This window comes from Pseudoalteromonas ardens (genome assembly GCF_030125445.1).
GTDB classification, from domain to species: Bacteria; Pseudomonadota; Gammaproteobacteria; order Enterobacterales; family Alteromonadaceae; genus Pseudoalteromonas; species Pseudoalteromonas ardens.
The window spans coordinates 44,723-66,047 of the sequence record NZ_JASJUV010000001.1; the positions used below are offsets into that span (position 1 = coordinate 44,723).

Consider the following 21,325-nt stretch of genomic DNA (forward strand, 5'->3'; position numbering starts at 1 on the left):
GCCTGTCACCAGTTGATCAATTGAGTTTCAAGTCAAAGTCGTAGTCCAGCTCGTCCATTAAAGACCAGCGATGCTGTTTGTTTTGGGTGCCTTTTCCTAGGATCCAGTAGTCATAGCTTTTGTCTATTTGTCCCTGGCTTTTCTGTATGGTCAGCCAGGCATCAACATAACTCAGAATATCCAGATTGCGCTTCGCAACAGCAAAGCCCACTGGGTATTTTAGCTGCGCGCCTTTAGGCACAACCACACCAAATTCGGGGTAGAACATGCTCCAGGCAAATCCAGCCTCTGCGCTGATCACCATGGCATCGAACTGTCCGTCAGACTCGAAGAAGGCCTGGTGATTAGATAATGCGGATACCTGAATGTGCGGATATTTTTTTGCCAGGTCCTCCATTAACGGGGTGTACTCAACGTGTGCAAGGCGCAGTTCATTATAGTTTATCACTTGCTCCCGGGTTGCTAGCTGTTTAAGCCGATGGTCCTTGGCTATTAAGGCTAACTGTAATTCCAGGACGGGATCACTAAACCTGATCTGGCTGAGATCCGCCACGTTGATTTCCAGCCCCGACATAGCAATGTCAAAGAAGCCTTTGTTCAGATATTCAGCAAGCTGGACTTTTTTAAAGGGAATAAACTCAACTTTGACATTCAGATCAGCCGCCAGTTTGTGTGCCAGACTGATATCAAATCCGACTAGTTCACCTTTTTGATTGAAGTAACTGAATGGAACGTTATCGACCAGGTAACCCACTCTCAATAAATTCCGTTTCTTGATCACCTCTATGTTCGTTAAAGACAGCTCGCCGCTTTGGTAGGCTTTAGGCACATGATTGAGTACTTCGGCGGGAACCCGATCAGAGACCACCATATTAGCAATGATTTCATCCGCTGCCTGAGTATCACGGGCCAGGTGGTTATTGGCCGTGAAGCTCAGCAGCATAAAAGCGGGTAGCAGGGCGCTGAGCAAAGTCAGGTAATACAGGGAGCGTATCCGCTTCAAATGTAGCTGACGCTTAGTATAAAAGATGCTCAGTAGTACAAACGAAAAAATGTAAATCACAGTTGTTGGCGACACTATTTTAGCTGTCAGCACTGACATCGACAAATAAAGCTGATAACTGTCTGCCGGAATTTTCAGGCTGTCCAGTAGGTAAGGGATCGCGATATGTACGTTTGCAAAATAGCTCAGCATGGCAGACAGCGTGACGTTGGGGATCTGTTCCAGGGTAACCGGGCTGCCGGTAAGCCAGGCTGCAAAGGTAACAAACATCAATGTCGTCAGTTTGCCTAGACTCGGAAAAGTATAGGCGATGGGCACCAGCACCTCTGCAATGTGGTCTGACTCTTCATCACTGCGTTTTATCTTTGCTAGGTGCGTTTTTATCCCTTCAGTGATCACTGGGAGGACTATAAAGACATTGCCCGTACTGAATGCGGTGATCCAGGCATTGCGCATCACCATAATGAGGTCGCGATATTTTACCGGGGTTAACGCCGCGACTAGCATAGGCAGCAAGGCAAACATCAGATAAACACCCAGGCAGGTGACCAGAACCAGATAAATCTGTAAGTTGTTCAGCTCTTCCATGCTGATGGTGCCCGCAGTGCTGGCGGTCATCGCAAAGATCCCGATAGGAAAGAGTTTAATGATTTTCTTCGAAATCAAGGACAACCCCTGGCCAACAACTTCTAAAACATCCAGCAGATTGTTCTTTTTCCCGTTGGAAATTAATGACAGCCCCAGCGCAATACAGAATATGACCAGTGCAGGCACATTGCCTTCAGCCATAGAAGCAAAGGGGTTGGCGGGAATGTACTGGCTGACAAAGTCAACGTCGGGGGCACTGGCGACCAGTGCTGGAGAGAAAAAAGTGCCCGCATCATGGCTGGGTAAGGTAAGTGAAAATGCCCAGATAGCAGCCAGACCAACCAGCCAAAGGCTGATCATGACTGTGGTTGCTTTAATTAAAATAGACTTTACCTGGTCCGGGTTAAATTTGCCCAGGCCCACTACCAGACTGACGACGATATAAGGGAATATGGTGATCTGCATGAGTTTGACAAACCCTTCGCCGAGTGGCTTTAAAAATGCCACCCGTTCACCAAAAATAAGGCCACACACTATACCTAATAACAATGCCCAGAGCATCCAGTTAATGCTTCTTAACCAATCGATAACGAGTTTCATAATCCCCATGTGCGCAATAAAAAAGAGCGAGATTATATTGAGGTTAGCTGAAATTAATCTGAATGCTTTGCTGACATCTGAGGTTTTTGTAATGAGCGCTACGCTTTAGGCAGGATTAACGAAGGCTACAGGTCATGTGCTCGCATGATTACGAGCACCTTACTTACGTCCGATCTGGCGGAAAATCTAACCTCACTGGGTTACAGCTGATAATCCTCGCCATTTTTGGCGCGATAGCATTTACGGTCTTGTTGTGTCACTAAGGTATATTGCACGCCGGACACAAAACTCATCCACATTCGACTGCCTGCTTCACCTTCTCCGGTTACGGCACTGAGTGGTGTTTCGTACTGAACATCGTTCAGGTGGGCGCGGTCATGATGGCGAGGCTCACAGCCTGTGTCAAAGCTCAGTTCGATGTGCATGCCGTCCGCTTTTTTCAATAATAGCGCACTGGGAGATTCACGGTGACCACATAAAGCAACGAATTGCTTGGAGTTTTTGAGACCACAATGTTGGCCGTCGGCAAAGAATACCATTAAATGGTTGTAGTAAACGACGTAAGAGCTTACTTCTTTATGAGAGCCGAATTCTAAAGGACAATGCTGATCCAGATACTGCTTTGCGACGGTCAGCTTTTGACATTCTGTGCTGGTGTTTTCTAATTCTGTTTGCTGAATTTGTGCTTTCATGTGTGTATTCCCAGTTACCAATGTTACCCGATATAAGCTTGCCTGTGTGCGGTGATGACTTAGTTGTTGGTCGAATCACCTGTTGTCGTCACAAGGCAAAATATCGCTACTATTATTAATTACCTGCTTAGTCCCGGTGGGGCGCAGAAGCTTCTGTTGACAAATTCAGTGTATGAAAAAAAATCGATAAATTTCACAAAAAGAATTTTACAGTGTAAATTTTACAAAAACTGGTCTGACCATGTGCTGTGGCATAGTAGTGAGGCATAAGCGTTCAGGCACCCTACAGACGTAAACAGGAATGAAGCGGTGAAAAAAAATTCAGAACTCATGAGAAAGTCACACTTTCTGGGCACCAAAATTCGTAATTTACGCAAGCGAAATCACTTAACACTTGAGGATTTATCTGCCCGATGTATTCGCTTTGATCCACAATCGGCACCATCGGTATCCTATCTGTCTATGATTGAGCGAGGTAAACGCACGCCCAGCAGCGACATGCTTGAGAATCTGGCTGAGGTGTTTCAAAAGCCAGTAGAGTGGTTTTTGGATAATGAGCCTGAAGTAAATGAAATCACGCCACAAAAAGGTCGCCATGGTGGGATCAGTGGCATGGCATTGGAGCCAAACTTTTTATTTGATAATGAAATTTTACAAATAGCCATCCCGGAAATGTTGTCTCAGACCGGGATCAGCGGGCGTCAGTTTGCTCATCTGCTGATCCGCGCTCATCAGGAACATCACCAGAATCACTTTCCCGATCTTGAACGTGCCGCAGAAGAGGTTGGCGGTAAAGATCTCTATTTGAATGTGGATACTCTGCTGAGCATGCTCAAAGCACAAGGTCTTGTGGTGCATTGGTTTGATGAAGCGCCGGGAGAAGTTATCGATGAAAGTGGGCATATGTTTCAGCGTGTTATTACCTCTTATTTTGCCCCGCCGAATGAGGTGCATGTCAATCGTATGTTGTTGCAAAATCAGCCCAGACTTAAATACGATTTGGCTGTGCATCTGGGTCATGCGGTGTTACACAACAGAGATGGACTGCAATGTGTGCTCGGCTCTGGAGGAGTGAGTGGCGGGACCAATGCGGATGAGTCTGCGCCAAATGCGCAGGACATCCTCTCTGCATGGCATGATTTTGAGTCCAGCTTTTTTGCCGGTGCATTGCTGTGCCCTAAAGTGGCTTATCGACAATTGTTAGATTCATATGGCTATGAAACGCACATACATCAGGCGCTGGGGATCTCTCCCTCGGTGGCCATGCGCAGGATGACCGTTGCTTCGCCTTACCCACATTGGCATTACTTTGACGCCTATTTGCCTGGCAAACTCAAAGCGGTATATCGCGGCAATGGCATCCCCTTGCCCTGGGGAAATATGCGTAGTGTTGCAGATCCATGCCAGCACTGGGCTGTGTTTCGTAAATTTCAGGAGCAGGCCATGCAAGCCAGCGCGCAACTGTCTGTGCTCAATGTGAATAATCAACCCCGGCTTTATTGCTGTGAGTCTATCAAAGTGAATGACGTGGCGGATAATCCCCATGTACTTTGTGCCGGAATAGACTTAAATCCGGCGATCGCAGCACAGGGGCTGGATGCGAATGAAGTGGTACAAGAGCTACAGGCACTGTGTATTAAGCAGGGCGGTGCGAGTGTGGTACCCTGGCATTTGAAAAAGCAATTGCAAAGTGTGGCTAAAATCTTAAATATCAATTGGATAGAGCGGGGGATTGCGAATGATGTACGCGTGATTTGTACACGTGGTAAAGCTTGCCCCCGACAACCTGGTTGCTATGACTAACGGATAGAGATAGCAATCTCTACTTCATCACTTTGGTGATAGATTTCTATATCCTGATGGTAGGCGCGTTGATATGGGCAGTCACTTTGCTCGAAGTAGCGCCAGACAAGCTCCCACAGGCGAATAACTGTTTGTGGCATTTCGCCCTGGGCCGCAAAACTCAGGTATCGTCCGCCATCTAGCTGCTGGACTTGTAGTGTTTTATCTGTATCAGCCTGTGCCGTCAATAAAGAGGCATCGCAGGCAGCCATAGCGTCGAAGTCTCCATGATGATCTGACTCGTAGCCTGAATAGATGCCATAGAGTGTGCTGCCTTCTGGTAATAAAGGGGCGTATTGTTGGCTAAATGTTTGCCAAAGCTGGGCTATTTGACCTTCTCCTTCGGTCTGTTCATGGTGATTATTGGTGCGGGTACTTATCCCCACTAATTGGCGTGAAGTGAACGTTTTAACTTCCATTAGATTCCCTGGTTACTCGTCGTATGTCGCGAAAATTGCTTTACTCCGAATATCTGTCCTTGTCTTCTGACACAGTCACCCATTTAGCATGACTATTAGCCTTTCCCAAGAGAGGCGGAGAGTGCAATTTAAACCAATCCACGTAATGAAATAACCAATTTTAGCCAAGGCACTCTTTGTGACAACCGGGTAAAAATGTGGCGAATCCAGGCTTGTAAGACAAGTTAAAACTGGGACGCTTTTACACAGTGAGCAACAGATTTAACCCCTGATATTGGTCGCGCATTCAGATAGATTAGTATTATATGTATATTTAATAGTCACTTAGACTATTAATAAGGCGGTCGAATAGTACCATAGTGTGGGTTTTAGGCAAGCAACTGGGAAATAAAATATCCATAATGATAATTTGACCAGGGACCGCAAGGGTCCCCATAGTGATAATTTTGTCACTCAATACTATTGACCATGCCAATCCCAATCCGGATAAAAAACACCGTTCACTGTTGCATTGTGACCCGAGATGATGGAGTTTGGTTTGTCAACGGGCTGCCACCCAGTCGCTGAGGAGTGCTCCAGCTCGAACACCACATTACCCCATAGTCTGTAGGGTCCTGTGATGTTCGACTGTCTATATGCTGCGAACAGAGTTTGACCACCCATCATGATTTCATTAACCGAGCTTTGGTTGTTTACTTCAGCCACGCCTTTGCTCCAGATTTTAAGCAGTTTAATGCTCGATTGGTTGTCACCCAGAAAATAGCCGTTACCAGACACTTCAACATCATCAAATTGATTACTGCTGGTTGAACGGGCCATGGAGGTATCGGTGACATTCAATGCCACCTGACGATTGCCTTCTATAAGGTTTGCAGCTGAACTGCCGGATACTTTTAACTGTAACCCTCTGTGGTTCTTCACATGGATCGTACTGTTTTCATCCGCAAGAAAGGGGTAAAAAGGAGCTTTTGGGTCAAAAACATGCGCTGTTGTAAGCCCATCTATAGCGACGGTTGCATTGGCGTCAACGTGCAATGACAGCGCGTTTTTTGGTGTGTCTATTGCAAAGTTCTTAAGTGTGGATACTGCTGATTTGACGCGTATTGCACTTTGCTGTTCATCGCTGTCGCTGAGCTTGACCGACGCTGCTTGTTGATCCAGGCCCGCCAGTGTTATCCCATCACGTTCGATAATAATTGGTCCCATGCACTGGCCCGAAAATTCGATTGTCATGTCAAATGACAGGGCATGAAGGTAGTCGAGCATACGCCTGAGTGCCAGCTGATCATGTCCACAGTTTACGGTGACGGTATGGTCGGTGCCATTGAGTGACAGTTCTGGGATATTTTCGGCGATGATTGGATGCGCGGTAATGGTACATGCACTGAGAAATAGCGGGAGCAAAGTTCGGGTAAGTGTATTTACTGGGGTCATTCCTGTGGCCTTACATGTTGTTTTAATGAAAATAAAATGTAGCGCCAGCGATGTGGTTGGTCAATTATTTTGACTAATTTATTTGGCAGCCCCGAGCTGAAGACTAATAGTCAGGAAATGTTATTTATTAAATCAATGATTTATGCCGGATCTTTCGACCCGGCATCAGGGTTTAGTTCATCAGTTGACGTATGAACTTAACTGGCGCACTGCCGTAGCTGAGAAACTCTTCATGGAAGGCTTTGAGGTCAAAATCCTGGCCCAATTGTTTCTTTTGTTCTTCGCGCAGATCGTAAATTTCGCGGAATCCGCTGTAATAACTGGTAAGCTGAACCTGACTGAGCGTTGCCCGGCGCCACTTTCCTTCGGCTTCAGCTCGCTCCTGAAACGCCCCGTTCATTAACAGATCCAGACCTTGTTCTTTGCTGAACCCTTTAACCTGAATGCCATAATCCAGGATAGTGTTGCAGATAACACGCAGGTTCCACTTGTAATACATTAGCCACATTTCAGGCTCGAAATTGCCGTATCCTTCTTCCAGCATCATGCGTTCTGTATACACAGCCCAGCCTTCAACCATAGCACCATTACCAAAAATGCTTTTCACCAGGGATGGAGAGGTATTAGAGTAAACCAGCTGGGTGTAGTGACCTGGAACTGCTTCATGAATATTCAGAATTTGTAAAATCCAGTGATTGTATTCACGTAGCATTGAACCTGCCTGCTCATCCGTCAGTCCATCCAGTGGTTCAACGTTATAGTAAGTGTTCTCTTTTTTCTCGTAAGGTCCCGGTGCCGAAATCGACGCCAGCGCAAAGCCACGCATATAATCTGGTGTCTGGCGCACAACCAGCGGTTTCTCAGGATCTAATGTCAGTAAGTCTTTTTCCATCACAAAGTTTTCCAGTTCGGGGATCTGGCGTTTGATTTCGTCAACAAACTGAGATTTCTCGACATGGCGCTGAGACAGGTGTTTGATGAGGGTGGCGATGGCTTCGGGGTCATTTTCAGGGCGTGTTGTATTAGGAAAATACTTGGGCCAAAGTTGATCGGTTAACTTGATCATTTGTGCTGTAACGCGGGCTTTGTCCGCAAGTGCCTTTTGGTACATTTGCTTTGCCGTGTAACCCGACTGAATATCAAACGCAAACTTCTCTTCGTAGAGTTCTTCACCGATCCGGAAGCTTCGGGCTTCGCCGGTAGATTGCATCTTTTTCTCAACCGCAGTCAGAAAATCTATGTAGCCATGAATGGCTGTTTTGGCATTGGCGAAGCGTTGTTTGAATTCTGCTTTTTCTTTTTCGCTAAAGGTGCTCAGCGAATCGACCCGAGTCAATAAGTCGTCAGTTAAAACGCTAAATGCCCCATTATTTTGCTGGATCCCAAGTTGGGTATATTCCAAAGTAGGGTCGCTAATATTGGCCTGTGCAGCGCGATAGTACGCAGGTACATAATTGAGTCGATCAAAGACCAGGCGAAGTTTTTCATCTTCAGACTTAAAGCGGCTGTTCAGAATGGTCGCGAAGCCGTACGAGACATTGTAGCGACTGGGGTTCCATTGCCAGCTTTTGAACTTTTCGATTTCCCATCGGGTACTTTTGAGTCTGTTTTCTATCAGGTGATAGTCAATTTTCAGACTAGCACTGAGGCTTGTTAAGTCAAAAGCATGCAGTTTTGTCAGCTGCGTATCTATAAAGGCCAGGCTGGCTGTACGACTCGCAGCATCCGGGATGGTGATAACATCATCATATTTACCGTAGCCATAGTACATAGATTGTTCGGGATACTGTTGCCAGTATTGCTCAATAAACTGATCTGAGAACGCTTTGAATGCTGCTTCATTGGTTTGTTGATTGGCTACTGATCTGGCTTGCTGGGCATCTGTTTGTGTCGTTGTCTGAGCACAACCAGTCAGTGCAAAAATGGCTGCCAGAGAAAGGCTGAGCGCCGTTTTTTTCATTCGCTTGTTCCTTTATTGTGATTTTTCATATCATAACAAGATTTCGCGTTTTTTGCCTGTTCAGGGTTGTCTATGAGTACTGCCCCATTTCCCGCCTGGGCAACCATATCGTCCGGGTTATACATTGGGCAGCGGCTCATAGATAAGCAGCCACAGCCAATACAGCCATCAATCATGTTGCGAACCCGCTGCATGTAGGCAATTTTTTCATCAAGCTGGGTGCGCCAAATGCTGGACATTTTGGTCCAGTCATCTTTACTGGGTGTGTCGCTGTGTGGCAAAGACATCAAGGTTTGTTTGATTTCAGCCAGTGTGATGCCCATTTTCTGACCCGCTTTGATAATGGCGATACGTCGCAACACATCTTTTTTGTAACGCCTTTGATTACCGTTGTTACGCCAACTTCGGATCAATCCTTTGTTTTCGTAAAAATGAAGTGCAGAGACTGCAACATCTGCACGCTTAGCGACTTGCCCGACGCTGAGCCTGGGCTCATCTCGTTCCGATGTGTTTATTACGCTCATCTGAATGCTTTACCTCAATATTGGTTGAGGTTTTAGACTAGCAGCAAATAACACAAAGGAGAACTACAATGACGTCCATTATTCTTTATTCCAGCTCAAACAAGCAGGGTAACACTGCACAGTCGGTAAGAGCGCTTGCGCAGCAACTACAGGCCGATACTTTGTTTCTTGATGACTATGATATTGGAGATTATTGCTATAATCACACCAATCGTGGTGATGACTTTCGTTCATTATTTCGCGCATTGCTGAACTATGATCACATTGTTTTTGCATCCCCTGTATATTGGTATGCCGTTACACCGAGAATGAAGGCATTTTTCGATCGCATCACCGATTTTATGGATGATGAAACACTGCGACCTGAGCTGAGAAAGCTGCGTACCAAAGAGTTCTCCATATTATCTAACTCGATTAATGAGACTGCGCCAGCGTGCTTCACTGAGATGATCCAGAAAACCTGTGAGTATCTCGGGATGACCTGCCGTGAAAGCATTCACCATCAATACCCGTATGAGGGTGACAAATAAAAAAGGATTTTTTGGTTAAAAAATAGGCGTTAACTATTTCGTTAAACTAAACTGTTGTTGCTGTGGCATGGTGAAGGTGTCAACCCTTGCTGTGCCAGAGTAACTATCAGTAACCGTCTAAACCAGGAACTACCATGAAGATATACAAGCTGCGCAACTGGCTTGTCATATTGTCTGTTTTCATACTTGCCTCCTGCCTGGGAGATGATGACGACAATAACAACACGCCAGATCAAACTGCACAAACCACTGAAATCAAAGTGAGCCCGGCATTGGGATTAACCAAAAATGCAAATGTCAGGCTCATTTTACTCGCCACTAACACGCCCATTGAAGGGGCTACGGGCAATACCGGAGAGACAGGTGTTGCTACCATCACATTGGCTTCTGCCATTACCGAGCCGTTTATTGTTGAGGTATTGGGAGGAGGCGACGCTGAGTACTTCGATGAAGCCAAAGGCGTTTTTCTGGCTCTTGGCGCCGATACGACGCTTCGCGCTGTACTGAGTTCTTTTAAGTCTGAAGTGGGCGTGACGACACTTACAGAAATTGCCGCAACAGCCATTTTAAATACCGGCGCGACCAGCGCTGAAGCCATTAACCTTGTCAATGAACAGGTTCGTGTGGCATTGGCCCCGGCTCTGACAGATATTACAACACCCCCTCAACTCATTGATGCAGCCAGTGGAGTCACTGCGAGTAGTGATCAGGCTGGTATATACGCGGTTTCTTTGGCTGCATTGGCAAAAATGGGCAGTTCTGCGAGTTCACCAGCGCTGGCGATCGTTGATGCCTTGCGTGCTGACTTTTTAGATCTCACCATAGATGGCAAGGTAGGCGATCAGGCTTTTGAATCTCCTTTGTATAATGCCAGTAATTTTATCAGTGAGTATACCAGTGCAATTCAGGCGTACGCGCAGCAAGTGGGTTTAACCGACGACCTGAGTGCGACGTTTTCCCTGGACAACATTAAAAAGACTCTGGAAGGGCTGAGTGACATTTTTGCCAGTTTGGATCTTGGGTCTCTCGAATTGGATTTTGTTCCCGGTGGGTTATCATCTGGTTCCGGCGGAGATTCTGATGATGATGACGACAATGATGATAACAACGGTAATGATGGGGAAGGTAACACCTTAACTATTACTGGCTCTACGACTGTGGCCGGCGTTACGACTGGTATTGAAGAGATTAAAATTCACAACGTGCCTGCGCCTGATCCCAACGATCTCGAAACCATCAAACAACAGATTGAAGACTCATTTGTTCAGCAACAGCTGACGGTGAATGATCTGGCGTTTGAGCTGGTGAGCAGCTCGGATACTGAGATTGTGGTTTCTGTGCGTTACTCTGTTACCACTCAGGGGGTCACTGTGACATCAGACCTGACTTACACCTGGACGCTGACCGGAAAAGACGATGACGACGATGATATGGATGATGATGTCATGTTGCCTGAAGTGCTCAAAGGTAAGGTGTTTGATATGGTGTTTATGCTTTCGGAAAGCGGCAGCAGCTATGCCGATGGGCAAAAAGTACGGTTCACATTCTCCAGTTCAGGCATGATGTTCATAGATACAGATCCAGAAGCCAATAATGGTGACGAAATGTCGCTCGATGATGTCATGATGGAAGGCAGCGAATACGTTTATAAAGATGACGGGTTTATCTACAAAGTGTCTGTGACTGAAACGGGGCTGAATGAAATCAATCTGTTTACCATGGAAAATATGTTTCTTGGTTCATTCACTGCTGACGGGGGCGATGAAATCGCTAATCTTGAATTAGTTACCGCAAGAGCCGGGGAGTACAGAGTTGTAGGTGAAGGCCATTCACGCGGCACTGTGGTGATTGGCTCAGATGGGTCTATCGACTTTGACACAGGTATCAGTTATGCCCAAAGTGATATCATGGTTATTTATGACCGCACTAATCTTGAGGAAGAGAAGCGTATACAGGTTAATTACGGTCCAGATAACGATTATCCGTTAATTAATTTATTCTTATCAGCAGATGGCAACACCATCACCAGTATTCAATATCGTAGCCTGAAAGATGAGGTAGATGTTATGGTGACTGTTGAAGGTACCGTTACTGGTGGAGGCGGTGGCTAATCAGGTAAACTGTGATAAAGCGGGTGAGGGCCCGCTTTATCTTTTTATGTGTTGGTCTGGTTTTATACCAATTTCACTTAATACTTGGTCTATTTGAAGTAGCAAATAGGACGCTAACAGCGTTAAAAACTTCTCATTTAGAACAACTAAATAGCAAAATTTTTGCCTCGCCTACATGGATGTAGGTGCCTCAGCGATAGCAGGACGCGAGAGCGGTGTTATCGACCCTATTTTCTCGCCTCAAAATAGAACACTTAATTAAGAGAATTGGTATAACAGGCCGACTACCTGGTGTGATTACCACTTAAACAGTTTACATCTTTGCTGGGTATTACCCTGATAATTGGAAACAACCACGTGCCCAACTTTTGACTCACGGATTGGATCAAAGCTAAACGTATTCATGTTAACGTCAATCGTCCCGTTACTATCCAGTTTATAGGATACTTGCAATTTGGTGCTGCCGACTTCAAACAGGCTTAAAAACTCATCGTTTAGCAGGTATTGGTCAATGACAACGCCATTGTTTTCATCAATGGCATAATGGCCCAGGTTTTCGTTGAGTGTTAGCAAGCTGTAGTTGCGAACGTTTTTGCGTGCGCCTTCTCCGTAGGTGACTATCCAGTCAGCCTTGTTATCGACGGATGCGCCAATCTCCAGTGACATTGGAAATTGATAAAGCGTGCCGCGAGCCGGTGAGATCACTTCACACTGACCTTTGTAATACCCTTGCCATTGCTCAGCTGAAGCCTGGGCCGTTGTACTCAGTATTGCCAAAACCGAGAGTGCTAGAGAAGATTTAATCATCTTATTCATATTATTTTCCTTTTTGTTAGTGTGGTTTACCCATTCAAGGTAATTACATCTTTTTTAAGATGCAAGACGGTATGTAATGGATTGTAAATGGCTTGCATCTGGGGTGTTTTCATCTGTAATTAATTTGTGTATATTAAAATGTTTTTTGCTTTGTTTTTAGTAAGATCTTGTTATGATTGAATTATCTGAACAGCGAATTACAAAGAATCTCTAACCTGGAGGACTGTATGTTAATTAAATTCTGGCTGAGCTTGTTTGCTTTGCTGTGTGTGATGCCCAGTTTGGCGCAGCCGATAGAGTTTGGCGGTGGTGCTGACAAAACTAACATTATTGATGCCACACGTTTATTGGCTCAGGCGCAGCAATATCATCAAACAGATGTCACGGTGAAAGGGGTCGTGACGAAAGTGTGTAAAAAGCGCGGCTGCTGGATGACACTCAAGGTGGAAAAGGGGGAACAGATCACGGTGAAAGTGCGTGATGGTGAGATGGTGTTTCCCATGACGGCGGTTGGTAAAACAGCGCTGGCAACAGGCCGGTTTGAGGTGTTTGAGTTGACGTTAGAAAAGTCGCGGCGCTACCTGGCTCACAAAGCAGAAGAAAACGGCGAAGTCTTTGATTCTAAAGCTTTGAAAAAACCAATTACGGTATACAGGTTAAAACCCAGTGCGGTGACTATTCTCTGATCCGGGGCTTGATATACTCCATAATTTTTCCACTGTTGTGTGCTGTAATAAGGTATCAGTTTGTTATATCAAAAAGGCCACAAAGTGACTGAAGACAGTAATTATGGACTCAAACCCGTTCCGGAATCAGCCAGAAAAGGCGGCGTAGCGTTATCCTTGTTGATGTTGGGGTTGACGTTTTTCTCCGCCAGTATGTGGACTGGGGGAACCCTGGGTACCGGGCTCTCATTTAACGATTTTTTTCTCGCGGTTTTCATTGGTAACTTGTTACTCGGCTTATACACTGCTGCGCTCGGTTATATAGGGGCATCGACCGGGCTGTCTACACATTTACTCGCGCGATTTTCATTCGGTGTTAAAGGATCCTGGCTTCCTTCTTTGCTTTTGGGCGGTACCCAGGTTGGCTGGTTTGGCGTTGGGGTAGCCATGTTTGCTATTCCTGTTCACAAAGCAACTGGCATAGATACCAATGTGCTGATCATCGTGGCTGGTCTTGCCATGACAACGACGGTTTATTTTGGTATTTCAGCATTGATGGCGTTGTCTGTGATTGCTGTGCCGGCTATAGCATTGCTCGGAGGGTACTCTGTATGGTTGGCGGTGCAAGATGTAGGTGGGATCAGTCAATTGCAGTCGCTTGTACCGACAACGCCACTGCCCATCAGCGCAGCAATTGCACTGGTGGTTGGGTCGTTTATCTCCGCGGGCACATTAACTGCTGATTTTGTTCGCTTTGCCCGCAAGCCCGCCAGTGCTGTATTAATAACGCTGATTGCGTTTTTCCTTGGAAACAGTCTGATGTTTATTTTTGGTGCGGCGGGTAGTGCAGCAACCGGTGAGTCTGATATCGCTCAGGTATTGATGTTACAAGGCCTGTTGTTGCCCGCAATTGTTGTGCTGGGTCTGAATATCTGGACCACCAATGATAATGCACTGTATGCATCTGGACTCGGATTCGCCAATATTACAGGCTGGTCAAGTCGTAATCTGGCAGTGCTCAACGGCATTATTGGTACGCTTAGCGCATTATGGTTATACAACCACTTCGTTGGCTGGCTGACTTTTTTGTCTGCCGCGATCCCCCCAGTTGGGGGGGTGTTGATCGCAGATTATATTTTCAACAGGGAGCGTTATCACGCATTTGAGCACATGCAGTGGCAAAGTGTGCGTTGGAGCGCTATTGCTGCAGTCGCTTTGGGCGTGCTGGCAGGTCATTTTCTGCCTGGGATTGTTCCGCTAAACGCAGTGTTAGGGGCCGCCGTGAGTTATCGCATTTTTTCTCGCTGGGAGAAGTAGTTAATGCGCTGAATAGGGCAGGAGGCGAGGTGCAGATTGATACTTAAACTGATACAATTCACGCCTCCTAGCTTTGTATTTGGAATGTCATGGACGATTCTGCACGCGCTTTCAACACCCGAATTCTACTCCCCTTGCTTGCCAGTATTGTGGCAATTACGCCGCTGGCAATCGATATGTATTTACCAGCAATGCTGGTAATTGCAAATAGTTTGGGCACAACTATGCCGCACGTGCAGCTTTCGCTGAGTATCTATCTCGCAGGTTATGCGCTTGGCATGCTGGTATATGGCCCCCTGGCCGATCAGCTTGGAAGACGTAAGCTGGCCATATTTGGACTGGGTGGGTTTGCACTGAGTTCATTTTTGTTGGCGTTCAGCAGTGATATTTTGCATCTTTGGGGACTCAGAGCGACTCAAGCTTTTACAGGCGCAGCTGCAACAGTAGTGGTCCCTGGTATTATTCGTCATATCTATCAGGCTAATACAGCCAAAGGCATGTCTTATGTTTCCATGATCATGATGCTGGCGCCTTTGGTTGCGCCCAGTGTGGGGTCGGCTATTTTGGGCCTGGCCAGTTGGCAATGGATTTTTCTGACCCTGGCAAGTTATGCGCTTGTCGTGATGGTTCTGGCTTATCTCTATCTGGTGGAAGTACCCATCTATAAAAGTGATAAACGTGGGCTCCATTTATTTTTTGACAGTTACGCCACTGTACTTTCTAACCGTGCGGCATTGCCAGATATTGTCAGCTCAATGCTGGTCTCGTTTGGCTTTTTTTGCTTTCTGACCTCTGCACCTTTTATCTATCTTGATTATTTTGATGTCTCAGAGCAGCTGTTTGGTGTGCTTTTTGCCTTTAATGTGGTTGCCCTGATGCTGGGGAGCTTTGCAAATACCCGTCTGGTGCCTAAGTTAGGTTCCAGAAAGATGCTCTATCTCGGGCTGGGGCTTGGTGTTGCGAGTGCCACTGCATTACTTGTATTTAGTCTGTTTGACTTATCCTTGTATTATATTGTGTTTAGTATTGCGCCATTGATGATGAGCCTGGGGATCATTGCAGCCAATGCGGATGCCCTGGTTTTACTGGAGTTTGAAAAAAACAGTGGAACAGCGACGGCGGTTATCGGCACTTTACGTTTTGGCAGTGGGGCCTTGGTGGGGCTCTTGCTCGCGCTCCTGCATGCAGATAATACTCTGCCATTTGCCGGAATAATGTTTGCGGCTATCTTGCTGACAGCATTGGTGCAATACGGGCGTTTTCGCCAATGCAAGGGCTGTCCAGAGTTAGACAATTAAAGTTAGACAAAGCCAACACTTAGCTCACCTGAACATGATTGTTGTGGACAAGCTAATGCTTTTTGTGTAACGTTTTCCTCATGTTTTTGCTAAAAAAACAATAATAATGCAATACATGGCGGAGCTGATATTTGAGTTTATTCGGGCTATTGAACTATTACTTGTCTACCCTGTAGCCGAAATTCTTTCTAACGAGAGTGTGTTTGTCGCAACTAATTTATTGATTGCGATTGTGTTCTTGTATTACAAAAAGCGCAAACAAAACAGACGTGTTAACTGGAAAACCCTGAAAGGGGCTTTTCTTTCCACCCGGATCTGGTGGAGTCAATCCAGTCGTATCGATTATGTTTCTTTGATCGTCAATTCTTTTTGCCTGGCCAGTGCTGCGCTGCTGATTGACAGGTACCTGAGCGGGGGAGCGATAAACGACAGTCTGTTTGTCTCTGCATGGCTGGAGTCGATTGTCGGTCCCAGTGAGTTAAGGGTGACACCACAGGCATCAGTGGCCGTGACCACCCTCATTGCTTTTGTGGTATTCGACTTCTTCAACTACTGGTATCACAGAATTTTGCACCAGTATCCATATTTATGGCGTATTCACAGCCGCCATCACAGTGCAACCAATCTTACGCCTTTTACCAATTTCCGGGCTCACCCTCTTGAAGCGATATTCCGTCTGCCAGTCACCTATTTTGCCAGCATGCTGGTGGCAGGGTTATGCAGCTATTCGCTGGGGCAAGATGCATCAGAAATGTTGATTCTGGGCACTAATTTATTTGCGTTTAGCGTTTTACTGCTGGGCGGTACATTAGTCCATTCACATATTTTTTTGCGATTTCCACGCTGGCTTAGTTATCTTATCGTGAGTCCGGCCATGCATCAGGTACATCATAGTTGCAAGCCGGCGCATCGCAACAAAAACTATGGCAGTAATCTGGCCATCTGGGATTGGATGTTTGGTACCTTATACCTGCCAGACAGTGCAGAGCCGGTGTTGTTTGGATTGTCACAACACAACCGAACGCAACAGAGTACTCACGCCTTTTTCTTTGGTAACAACATGATTAAACAGGAGGAAAGATGAAAAAAATAGTGCTAGGCACTGCCGTCGTCGCGGCGTTCGGGTTGATGTTAAGTGGTAAAATTGAACGCAGTACAGACAGTTTTGTGAGTAAGCAAAATGTGGTTGAAAATTATGGGGTCGAAAACTTCAGTTCAGGCCGTTCCCGTGCAAATGGTAACCGGGCTGCCGGAAGTTCGCTGGTTAAGCCGGGGGGCTGCTCGGCGGTTTTACGTCATGTCGACAGCTGGTTCGGTCTGAGTAAATGTCAGGCCTGAGCATAAAAATAAAGTCGTAACGTGTGGTAAATTAAAATGCCAGCCCTGACAAAACGAAACAGCGGCTGGCATGACTTAATTGGCTAGGGATGGATCTGGATTACAGCTTTTTGTTTACCAGTGCATCCAGCTCGGACAGAGAAGCGGCAATCTTTACGCCCGGAACATTAGTACCGATTGTTGCTTCAAACGAGCCTTCAACAGAAGAGCGGAACGAGGTAAATCCGATACGATAGACACCACGGACCAGTGCTTCAGTTGGGTTATTCATAGAGGTTGTTTTACGCAGCAAAGAATTGTAGCTTGCGCCACTTGGGTTAGCTGGTAGCTCACTGCTGTCGTCATTACGGCCCAGGTTTTGTAACACTTTACCACCATCAGAGATGCTGTTGCTATCTATGATGTTCATGCGATCCAGTACGATATAAGTGTCGAAAAACTTATTGGCATCCTTCGCCATACCTGGTTTAAAGTTTGCGTGAACAAAGTCGTTGTCACCTGGTGTGGCGACTGCAGGTGAAATCATAGAAACACCAATTTCATCGACTGCCGCAGGGACCCAGACGTACAGGTAGTAGGTATCTTTACCTTTGTACTTGCCTTCTGGTACTACCGACTTATCAACGTAACCGAAGTAGTTACTGTAATTGGCGTAAGGCAGACGCGCTTCTATACCAGCTACACCCTCAGAGACAGAGCTCTTTAAATGTGGACCAGTGCTCATACAGCCTGCAAGAGTGGTTAGCGCAATTAGAGGGAGGATCTTTCCGGATAACTTCATTTTCATTTTGTTGACTCCATGTCACCATTTTTAAATTCGTTCGAATTATAGGCGTGTACTGCAGAAAATAAAACAGTTTTTTACACATTTATCATGGGGATCTGCGATATGTCGTTCCAAAGCAATTTGGCTTGCTTTATGTCTATTGAAGCCTATTTGCCCTGTGAAAAGGTACTCCGCAATTATCTGCATCGCTGGTTTGCTCTTGATGGGCAAAGGTACACTACTGCTTTCTTTTTCTAAAACAGGTTTTACCTGGCAAACTGTAAAGGGGTGTAACCAAATCGGTGACTGATTGTTGCTTTTTGTAAACCTGGCTCTGATATTAAGCCAACTCCTTGATTATAAATATATCCTACTGTTAGGATCGAGACCGATTTGCTTGTTTTAACTAGCCAATATTACAGCAGCTGCTATTCAAAAATATTAATAACAGGGACACAGATGAAACCACTCAATTCCATAGCTCTTCTACTATTGACGGTATTTGGCGCCACAGGGTGTGGTAGCTCAGGCGATAATCACCTCTCATCAAAATCATCTCAAGTAGACGATAAGAAAGTAGATGATAAGAAAGTTACCCCGGGAAATACAGACATTCGTATCTCTGGTACTGTTGAAAAAGGGCCTTTTGTAATTGGCTCAACGGTCACCATTAATAAATTATCAGAAAAAGGTGAGAATACGAGCACAACGCTGGTCACAAAAACCATCAATGACCTCGGCCGTTTTGAATTTACAGCCACTGCTGGCGATATATTACAGATCACCTCTACGGGCTACTACCGGAATGAAATTACGGGTACATTATCTAAAGATGTATTAACCTTACGCTCACTGTACGAGGCAAACGATAACGGGCAGCAACATGCTAACGTCAACTTACTAACTCACCTGACCAGCACCCGTGCTCTGGCGTTGATTAAAAATGAAGGTCAGACTTTTGAACAGGCAATTGCCAATGCTGAAAAGGAGTTTAGAGAGACATTTAGCTCGGTGATAGCGGCTCCCCAAGGCGCCGACTTTGCGTCAGTGTCGATATTTAACAGTATAGATGAAACCGATAGCGCCTACTTGCTGACGGTGTCTTCACTTATATACAAGTATGCGTTGACGGCGTCAGCCGCTAACAATACAGCATCCGAAGCTGAGCTTACCTTACTGGTTAACAAGTTGGAGGAAGACTTCGGCGCAGATGGCAACATTGATGATACCGAGGCTTTATCTGCGTTGGCTAATATGCATGCTCAGATTGATCCTGTTACAGTTACTGAGCACCTAAAACAATGGGTTGCTGATTCCGGCTCGGCCAAAATTCCAGACATTAACACTTACTTAGACAGTGATCAGGATGGCACTGCCAACTCTCTCGATACCGATGATGACAACGATGGCATTCCAGATGCAGAAGATAATCAGCCCTATACTGCACAGTTGGTCAGTGATGATCTCTCTCTAACAACAAAGGAAGACAGCCCACTTGAAATTACGGTTTCATCAAATTCACCGTTGGAGTCTCCCATTCAGTTAACGATCCAAAGCCAGCCACAACACGGCACGCTATCAGGTAGTTACCCCAATCTGAGTTACCAACCAAACGCCAACTTTAACGGCCAGGATAGTTTTACGTTTGTACTACAGCAGGGCGATTTACTGAGTCGTGAAATAACAGCAAACATCGTTGTGAGCGCTGTTAATGATGGACCGTCGATTGCTGGAACGCCCCCTACAACAGTCACAGCAGGTCAGGCGTACCTGTTTACTCCTGAGGTCAGTGACGTCGACCTGGATACACTCACCTTCAGTGTTGAGAACCTACCGGATTGGGCTGAATTCAATGAAAATACGGGCCAGATAAGTGGTACCCCAGTGAACACAGACGCAGCTGATTATAGTGGGATCAAGCTGTCTGTGACGGATGGCTCGATTAGCGCTTCCTTACCTGTCTTTGGTATTTTAGTTGCTTATTCACCGCTGGCTGCACCGGAAACATTAACAACGGACGTTGAGCAAGTGTCACTTAAGCGCTATCGCGTGAATTTATCTTGGGAAAATGTCGACTTTTCAGATGGGTATGAATTTCAATTCGCCACTGAGCCTACTTTTTCCAGACCGCTAATGGAAAAGCTTACGGTCGGTAACGAACTGACCTTTGAACATGAAGTAGGTAAATACGTATGGCGTGTCAGAACCGTTAATCCGGATGGTTTAGCAGGAGAATGGAGCGAAGTACATTTGGCGCAACTGGGCGTATTCCATGTGGCCTTTGGTGGCGGAAAATCTAATATGGGACACAAAGTCATTGCTACACAAGATAATGGTTATGTTGTTTTAGGGGATGCGACCTCTCCGGATGTCCCGCCAACGACAGATATCTATGGTGACGATTGGATATTTAAGGTTGATGCGCATGGCGATCGCATATGGAACAAGATCATTTCTGCTAAAGGCTCAGCTAAACTCAATGATATTATTGCACTCTCAGATGGGTCATTTATTGCGGTAGGCAAGCAATATATTATAAAACTGGACAGTAGTGGCGAATTGGTATGGCAGCGCGAACACAGTGCGAAAGATGGCTTTGTGAGCGATTTTAATAACGTTGTAGAGTTCGAAAACACCGTGTATGTCAGCGCTACGCGTTATGCACAAAATACTGATGGATCTAAATCTTATGGTGGTGCTTACTTATTTGAAGTGTCTACTGAGACCGGAGACTTAGTCAGTGATTTTCAGCTGCCTGTAATCGAATCGGTTGCTCAGAACTATGCATTTATTTCCACGTTACACGTTTCTAACTATGGTGCCCTTGTTGTGGGTGGCACTATGTATGAAAGTTATGACTTCGAGGGGGATTTTGGAATGAATCCAGCGGTTTACTTTCAAACGTTTAATAGTCACTTAGGTGAGATGTTTAGTTGGCATAGTAGTGATGGCTTCCCGTTCGAGAGTTTACAAAGTGTTACTGACCTGGACAATGGTGATTTCTTCGTGTTTGGAGCTCCTCTTCATTCGTCAGGCCCTGCGATGGCCCTGGTTGACAGTGCAGGAAACACTATGGGGTTATCTGCATTGCCAAATGACTACTACCCAACAGGTGCTAAGCACCCTGTTACATCCAAAGGGGACTATGTTTACGCTTTAGGTCAAGTTGATTCACTGAGTGATGAAGTGCCTGACAATAGTGTGGTTGTTTCTAAAATTGACCCTATTTCAATGGAAGTGGTTGAAACTTATCCTTTAAATTATAACGCTGGCGGCAGTCAACATGGGATATTGCTAAACGAGGACGGCACGTTTACGATTCTTGTTGACACTGATGCGGCTACGGTAGGGTATGTTTCACTACAAAAAGTTAAGTTGGATTAACGCTGTTACATGAGCGCTTTTTGTGCGCTCAGGTAGCA

17 protein-coding genes are annotated in these 21,325 nt (G+C 45.8%); 9 read left to right on the forward strand and 8 right to left on the reverse strand.

Annotated features, from left to right (window positions below; genetic code table 11):
* Positions 1–16: 16 nt before the first annotated feature.
* Entirely contained in the window at positions 17–2,152 is a 2,136-nt protein-coding gene (locus tag QNM19_RS00205) for a cation:dicarboxylate symporter family transporter (protein WP_197094264.1), read from the reverse strand.
* A gap of 239 nt (positions 2,153–2,391) precedes the next feature.
* Positions 2,392–2,883: an aldolase/citrate lyase/malate synthase family protein gene (locus QNM19_RS00210; protein ID WP_010380653.1), complete on the reverse strand. Its 492-nt coding sequence runs from the start codon at positions 2,881–2,883 to the stop codon at positions 2,392–2,394.
* A gap of 309 nt (positions 2,884–3,192) precedes the next feature.
* Here QNM19_RS00210 and QNM19_RS00215 point away from each other — a divergent pair, with 309 nt between their 5' ends.
* Entirely contained in the window at positions 3,193–4,686 is a 1,494-nt protein-coding gene (locus QNM19_RS00215; protein WP_049863997.1) for a DUF3612 domain-containing protein, read from the forward strand.
* Here QNM19_RS00215 and QNM19_RS00220 read toward each other — a convergent pair.
* From QNM19_RS00220 to soxR, 4 genes are all read right to left on the reverse strand, one after another.
* Positions 4,683–5,144, reverse strand: a complete 462-nt coding sequence (locus tag QNM19_RS00220; RefSeq protein ID WP_049863996.1) for a GyrI-like domain-containing protein — start codon at positions 5,142–5,144, stop codon at positions 4,683–4,685. The two genes, QNM19_RS00215 and QNM19_RS00220, sit on opposite strands and share 4 nt — an antisense overlap.
* Before the next feature lie 459 nt (positions 5,145–5,603).
* On the reverse strand, positions 5,604–6,578 hold the full coding sequence (locus QNM19_RS00225) for a hypothetical protein (protein WP_156202227.1): 975 nt from the start codon (positions 6,576–6,578) through the stop codon (positions 5,604–5,606).
* 172 nt (positions 6,579–6,750) lie between these two features.
* Entirely contained in the window at positions 6,751–8,538 is a 1,788-nt protein-coding gene (locus QNM19_RS00230; protein WP_049863994.1) for a DUF885 domain-containing protein, read from the reverse strand.
* The gene (soxR, locus tag QNM19_RS00235; RefSeq protein WP_156202226.1) at positions 8,535–9,062 is read right to left on the reverse strand and encodes a redox-sensitive transcriptional activator SoxR; all 528 of its coding nucleotides are present in this window, start codon (positions 9,060–9,062) and stop codon (positions 8,535–8,537) included. Before soxR ends, QNM19_RS00230 begins: the two co-directional genes overlap by 4 nt.
* Before the next feature lie 68 nt (positions 9,063–9,130).
* Between soxR and QNM19_RS00240 the strand changes: the two genes are divergently transcribed.
* Positions 9,131–9,592 carry a flavodoxin family protein gene (locus QNM19_RS00240; RefSeq protein ID WP_049863993.1) on the forward strand — a complete coding sequence of 154 codons (462 nt, stop codon included), beginning with the start codon at positions 9,131–9,133 and terminating at the stop codon, positions 9,590–9,592.
* 134 nt (positions 9,593–9,726) lie between these two features.
* Positions 9,727–11,703 carry a hypothetical protein gene (locus QNM19_RS00245; protein WP_284026145.1) on the forward strand — a complete coding sequence of 659 codons (1,977 nt, stop codon included), beginning with the start codon at positions 9,727–9,729 and terminating at the stop codon, positions 11,701–11,703.
* Positions 11,704–12,000: 297 nt separating this feature from the next.
* Here the strand turns inward: QNM19_RS00245 and QNM19_RS00250 are convergent, their stop codons facing one another.
* Positions 12,001–12,519 (reverse strand): hypothetical protein, encoded by a 519-nt coding sequence (locus tag QNM19_RS00250; RefSeq protein WP_284026146.1) that lies wholly within the window; start codon positions 12,517–12,519, stop codon positions 12,001–12,003.
* A 227-nt stretch (positions 12,520–12,746) separates the two neighbouring features.
* On the opposite strand from QNM19_RS00250, the gene QNM19_RS00255 reads away from it, so the two are divergent.
* From QNM19_RS00255 to QNM19_RS00275, 5 genes are all read left to right on the forward strand, one after another.
* A complete protein-coding gene (locus tag QNM19_RS00255; RefSeq protein WP_284026147.1) occupies positions 12,747–13,205 on the forward strand; it encodes a DUF4920 domain-containing protein in 459 nt (152 codons plus the stop codon).
* Positions 13,206–13,289: 84 nt separating this feature from the next.
* Positions 13,290–14,501, forward strand: coding sequence for a cytosine permease (gene codB, locus QNM19_RS00260; protein WP_284026421.1), 1,212 nt, complete (start codon positions 13,290–13,292; stop codon positions 14,499–14,501).
* Between the two features lie 89 nt (positions 14,502–14,590).
* A complete protein-coding gene (locus tag QNM19_RS00265; protein WP_284026148.1) occupies positions 14,591–15,799 on the forward strand; it encodes a multidrug effflux MFS transporter in 1,209 nt (402 codons plus the stop codon).
* 115 nt (positions 15,800–15,914) lie between these two features.
* Complete coding sequence (locus tag QNM19_RS00270; protein ID WP_284026149.1) at positions 15,915–16,883, forward strand: sterol desaturase family protein; 969 nt, start codon at positions 15,915–15,917, stop codon at positions 16,881–16,883.
* Positions 16,880–17,137 (forward strand): hypothetical protein, encoded by a 258-nt coding sequence (locus tag QNM19_RS00275; protein ID WP_049866542.1) that lies wholly within the window; start codon positions 16,880–16,882, stop codon positions 17,135–17,137. The genes QNM19_RS00270 and QNM19_RS00275 overlap by 4 nt, the downstream gene beginning before the upstream one ends.
* Before the next feature lie 100 nt (positions 17,138–17,237).
* Here QNM19_RS00275 and QNM19_RS00280 read toward each other — a convergent pair whose 3' ends face one another.
* On the reverse strand, positions 17,238–17,924 hold the full coding sequence (locus QNM19_RS00280; protein WP_049866543.1) for a LipL32 family surface lipoprotein: 687 nt from the start codon (positions 17,922–17,924) through the stop codon (positions 17,238–17,240).
* Between the two features lie 438 nt (positions 17,925–18,362).
* Here QNM19_RS00280 and QNM19_RS00285 point away from each other — a divergent pair, with 438 nt between their 5' ends.
* Complete coding sequence (locus tag QNM19_RS00285; RefSeq protein WP_284026150.1) at positions 18,363–21,287, forward strand: Ig-like domain-containing protein; 2,925 nt, start codon at positions 18,363–18,365, stop codon at positions 21,285–21,287.
* Positions 21,288–21,325: the final 38 nt, after the last annotated feature.

Excerpts from the sequence above, each read along its gene's own strand:
- QNM19_RS00205 (WP_197094264.1), bottom strand. The coding sequence starts at position 2,152 with ATGCTCTGGGCATTGTTATTAGGTATAGTGTGTGGCCTTATTTTTGGT.
- QNM19_RS00210 (WP_010380653.1), bottom strand. The coding sequence starts at position 2,883 with ATGAAAGCACAAATTCAGCAAACAGAATTAGAAAACACCAGCACAGAA.
- QNM19_RS00220 (WP_049863996.1), bottom strand. The coding sequence starts at position 5,144 with ATGGAAGTTAAAACGTTCACTTCACGCCAATTAGTGGGGATAAGTACC.
- QNM19_RS00225 (WP_156202227.1), bottom strand. The coding sequence starts at position 6,578 with ATGACCCCAGTAAATACACTTACCCGAACTTTGCTCCCGCTATTTCTC.
- QNM19_RS00230 (WP_049863994.1), bottom strand. The coding sequence starts at position 8,538 with ATGAAAAAAACGGCGCTCAGCCTTTCTCTGGCAGCCATTTTTGCACTG.
- soxR (WP_156202226.1), bottom strand. The coding sequence starts at position 9,062 with ATGAGCGTAATAAACACATCGGAACGAGATGAGCCCAGGCTCAGCGTC.
- QNM19_RS00240 (WP_049863993.1), top strand. The coding sequence starts at position 9,131 with ATGACGTCCATTATTCTTTATTCCAGCTCAAACAAGCAGGGTAACACT.
- QNM19_RS00245 (WP_284026145.1), top strand. The coding sequence starts at position 9,727 with ATGAAGATATACAAGCTGCGCAACTGGCTTGTCATATTGTCTGTTTTC.
- QNM19_RS00250 (WP_284026146.1), bottom strand. The coding sequence starts at position 12,519 with ATGAATAAGATGATTAAATCTTCTCTAGCACTCTCGGTTTTGGCAATA.
- QNM19_RS00255 (WP_284026147.1), top strand. The coding sequence starts at position 12,747 with ATGTTAATTAAATTCTGGCTGAGCTTGTTTGCTTTGCTGTGTGTGATG.
- QNM19_RS00265 (WP_284026148.1), top strand. The coding sequence starts at position 14,591 with ATGGACGATTCTGCACGCGCTTTCAACACCCGAATTCTACTCCCCTTG.
- QNM19_RS00270 (WP_284026149.1), top strand. The coding sequence starts at position 15,915 with ATGGCGGAGCTGATATTTGAGTTTATTCGGGCTATTGAACTATTACTT.
- QNM19_RS00275 (WP_049866542.1), top strand. The coding sequence starts at position 16,880 with ATGAAAAAAATAGTGCTAGGCACTGCCGTCGTCGCGGCGTTCGGGTTG.
- QNM19_RS00280 (WP_049866543.1), bottom strand. The coding sequence starts at position 17,924 with ATGAAAATGAAGTTATCCGGAAAGATCCTCCCTCTAATTGCGCTAACC.
- QNM19_RS00285 (WP_284026150.1), top strand. The coding sequence starts at position 18,363 with ATGAAACCACTCAATTCCATAGCTCTTCTACTATTGACGGTATTTGGC.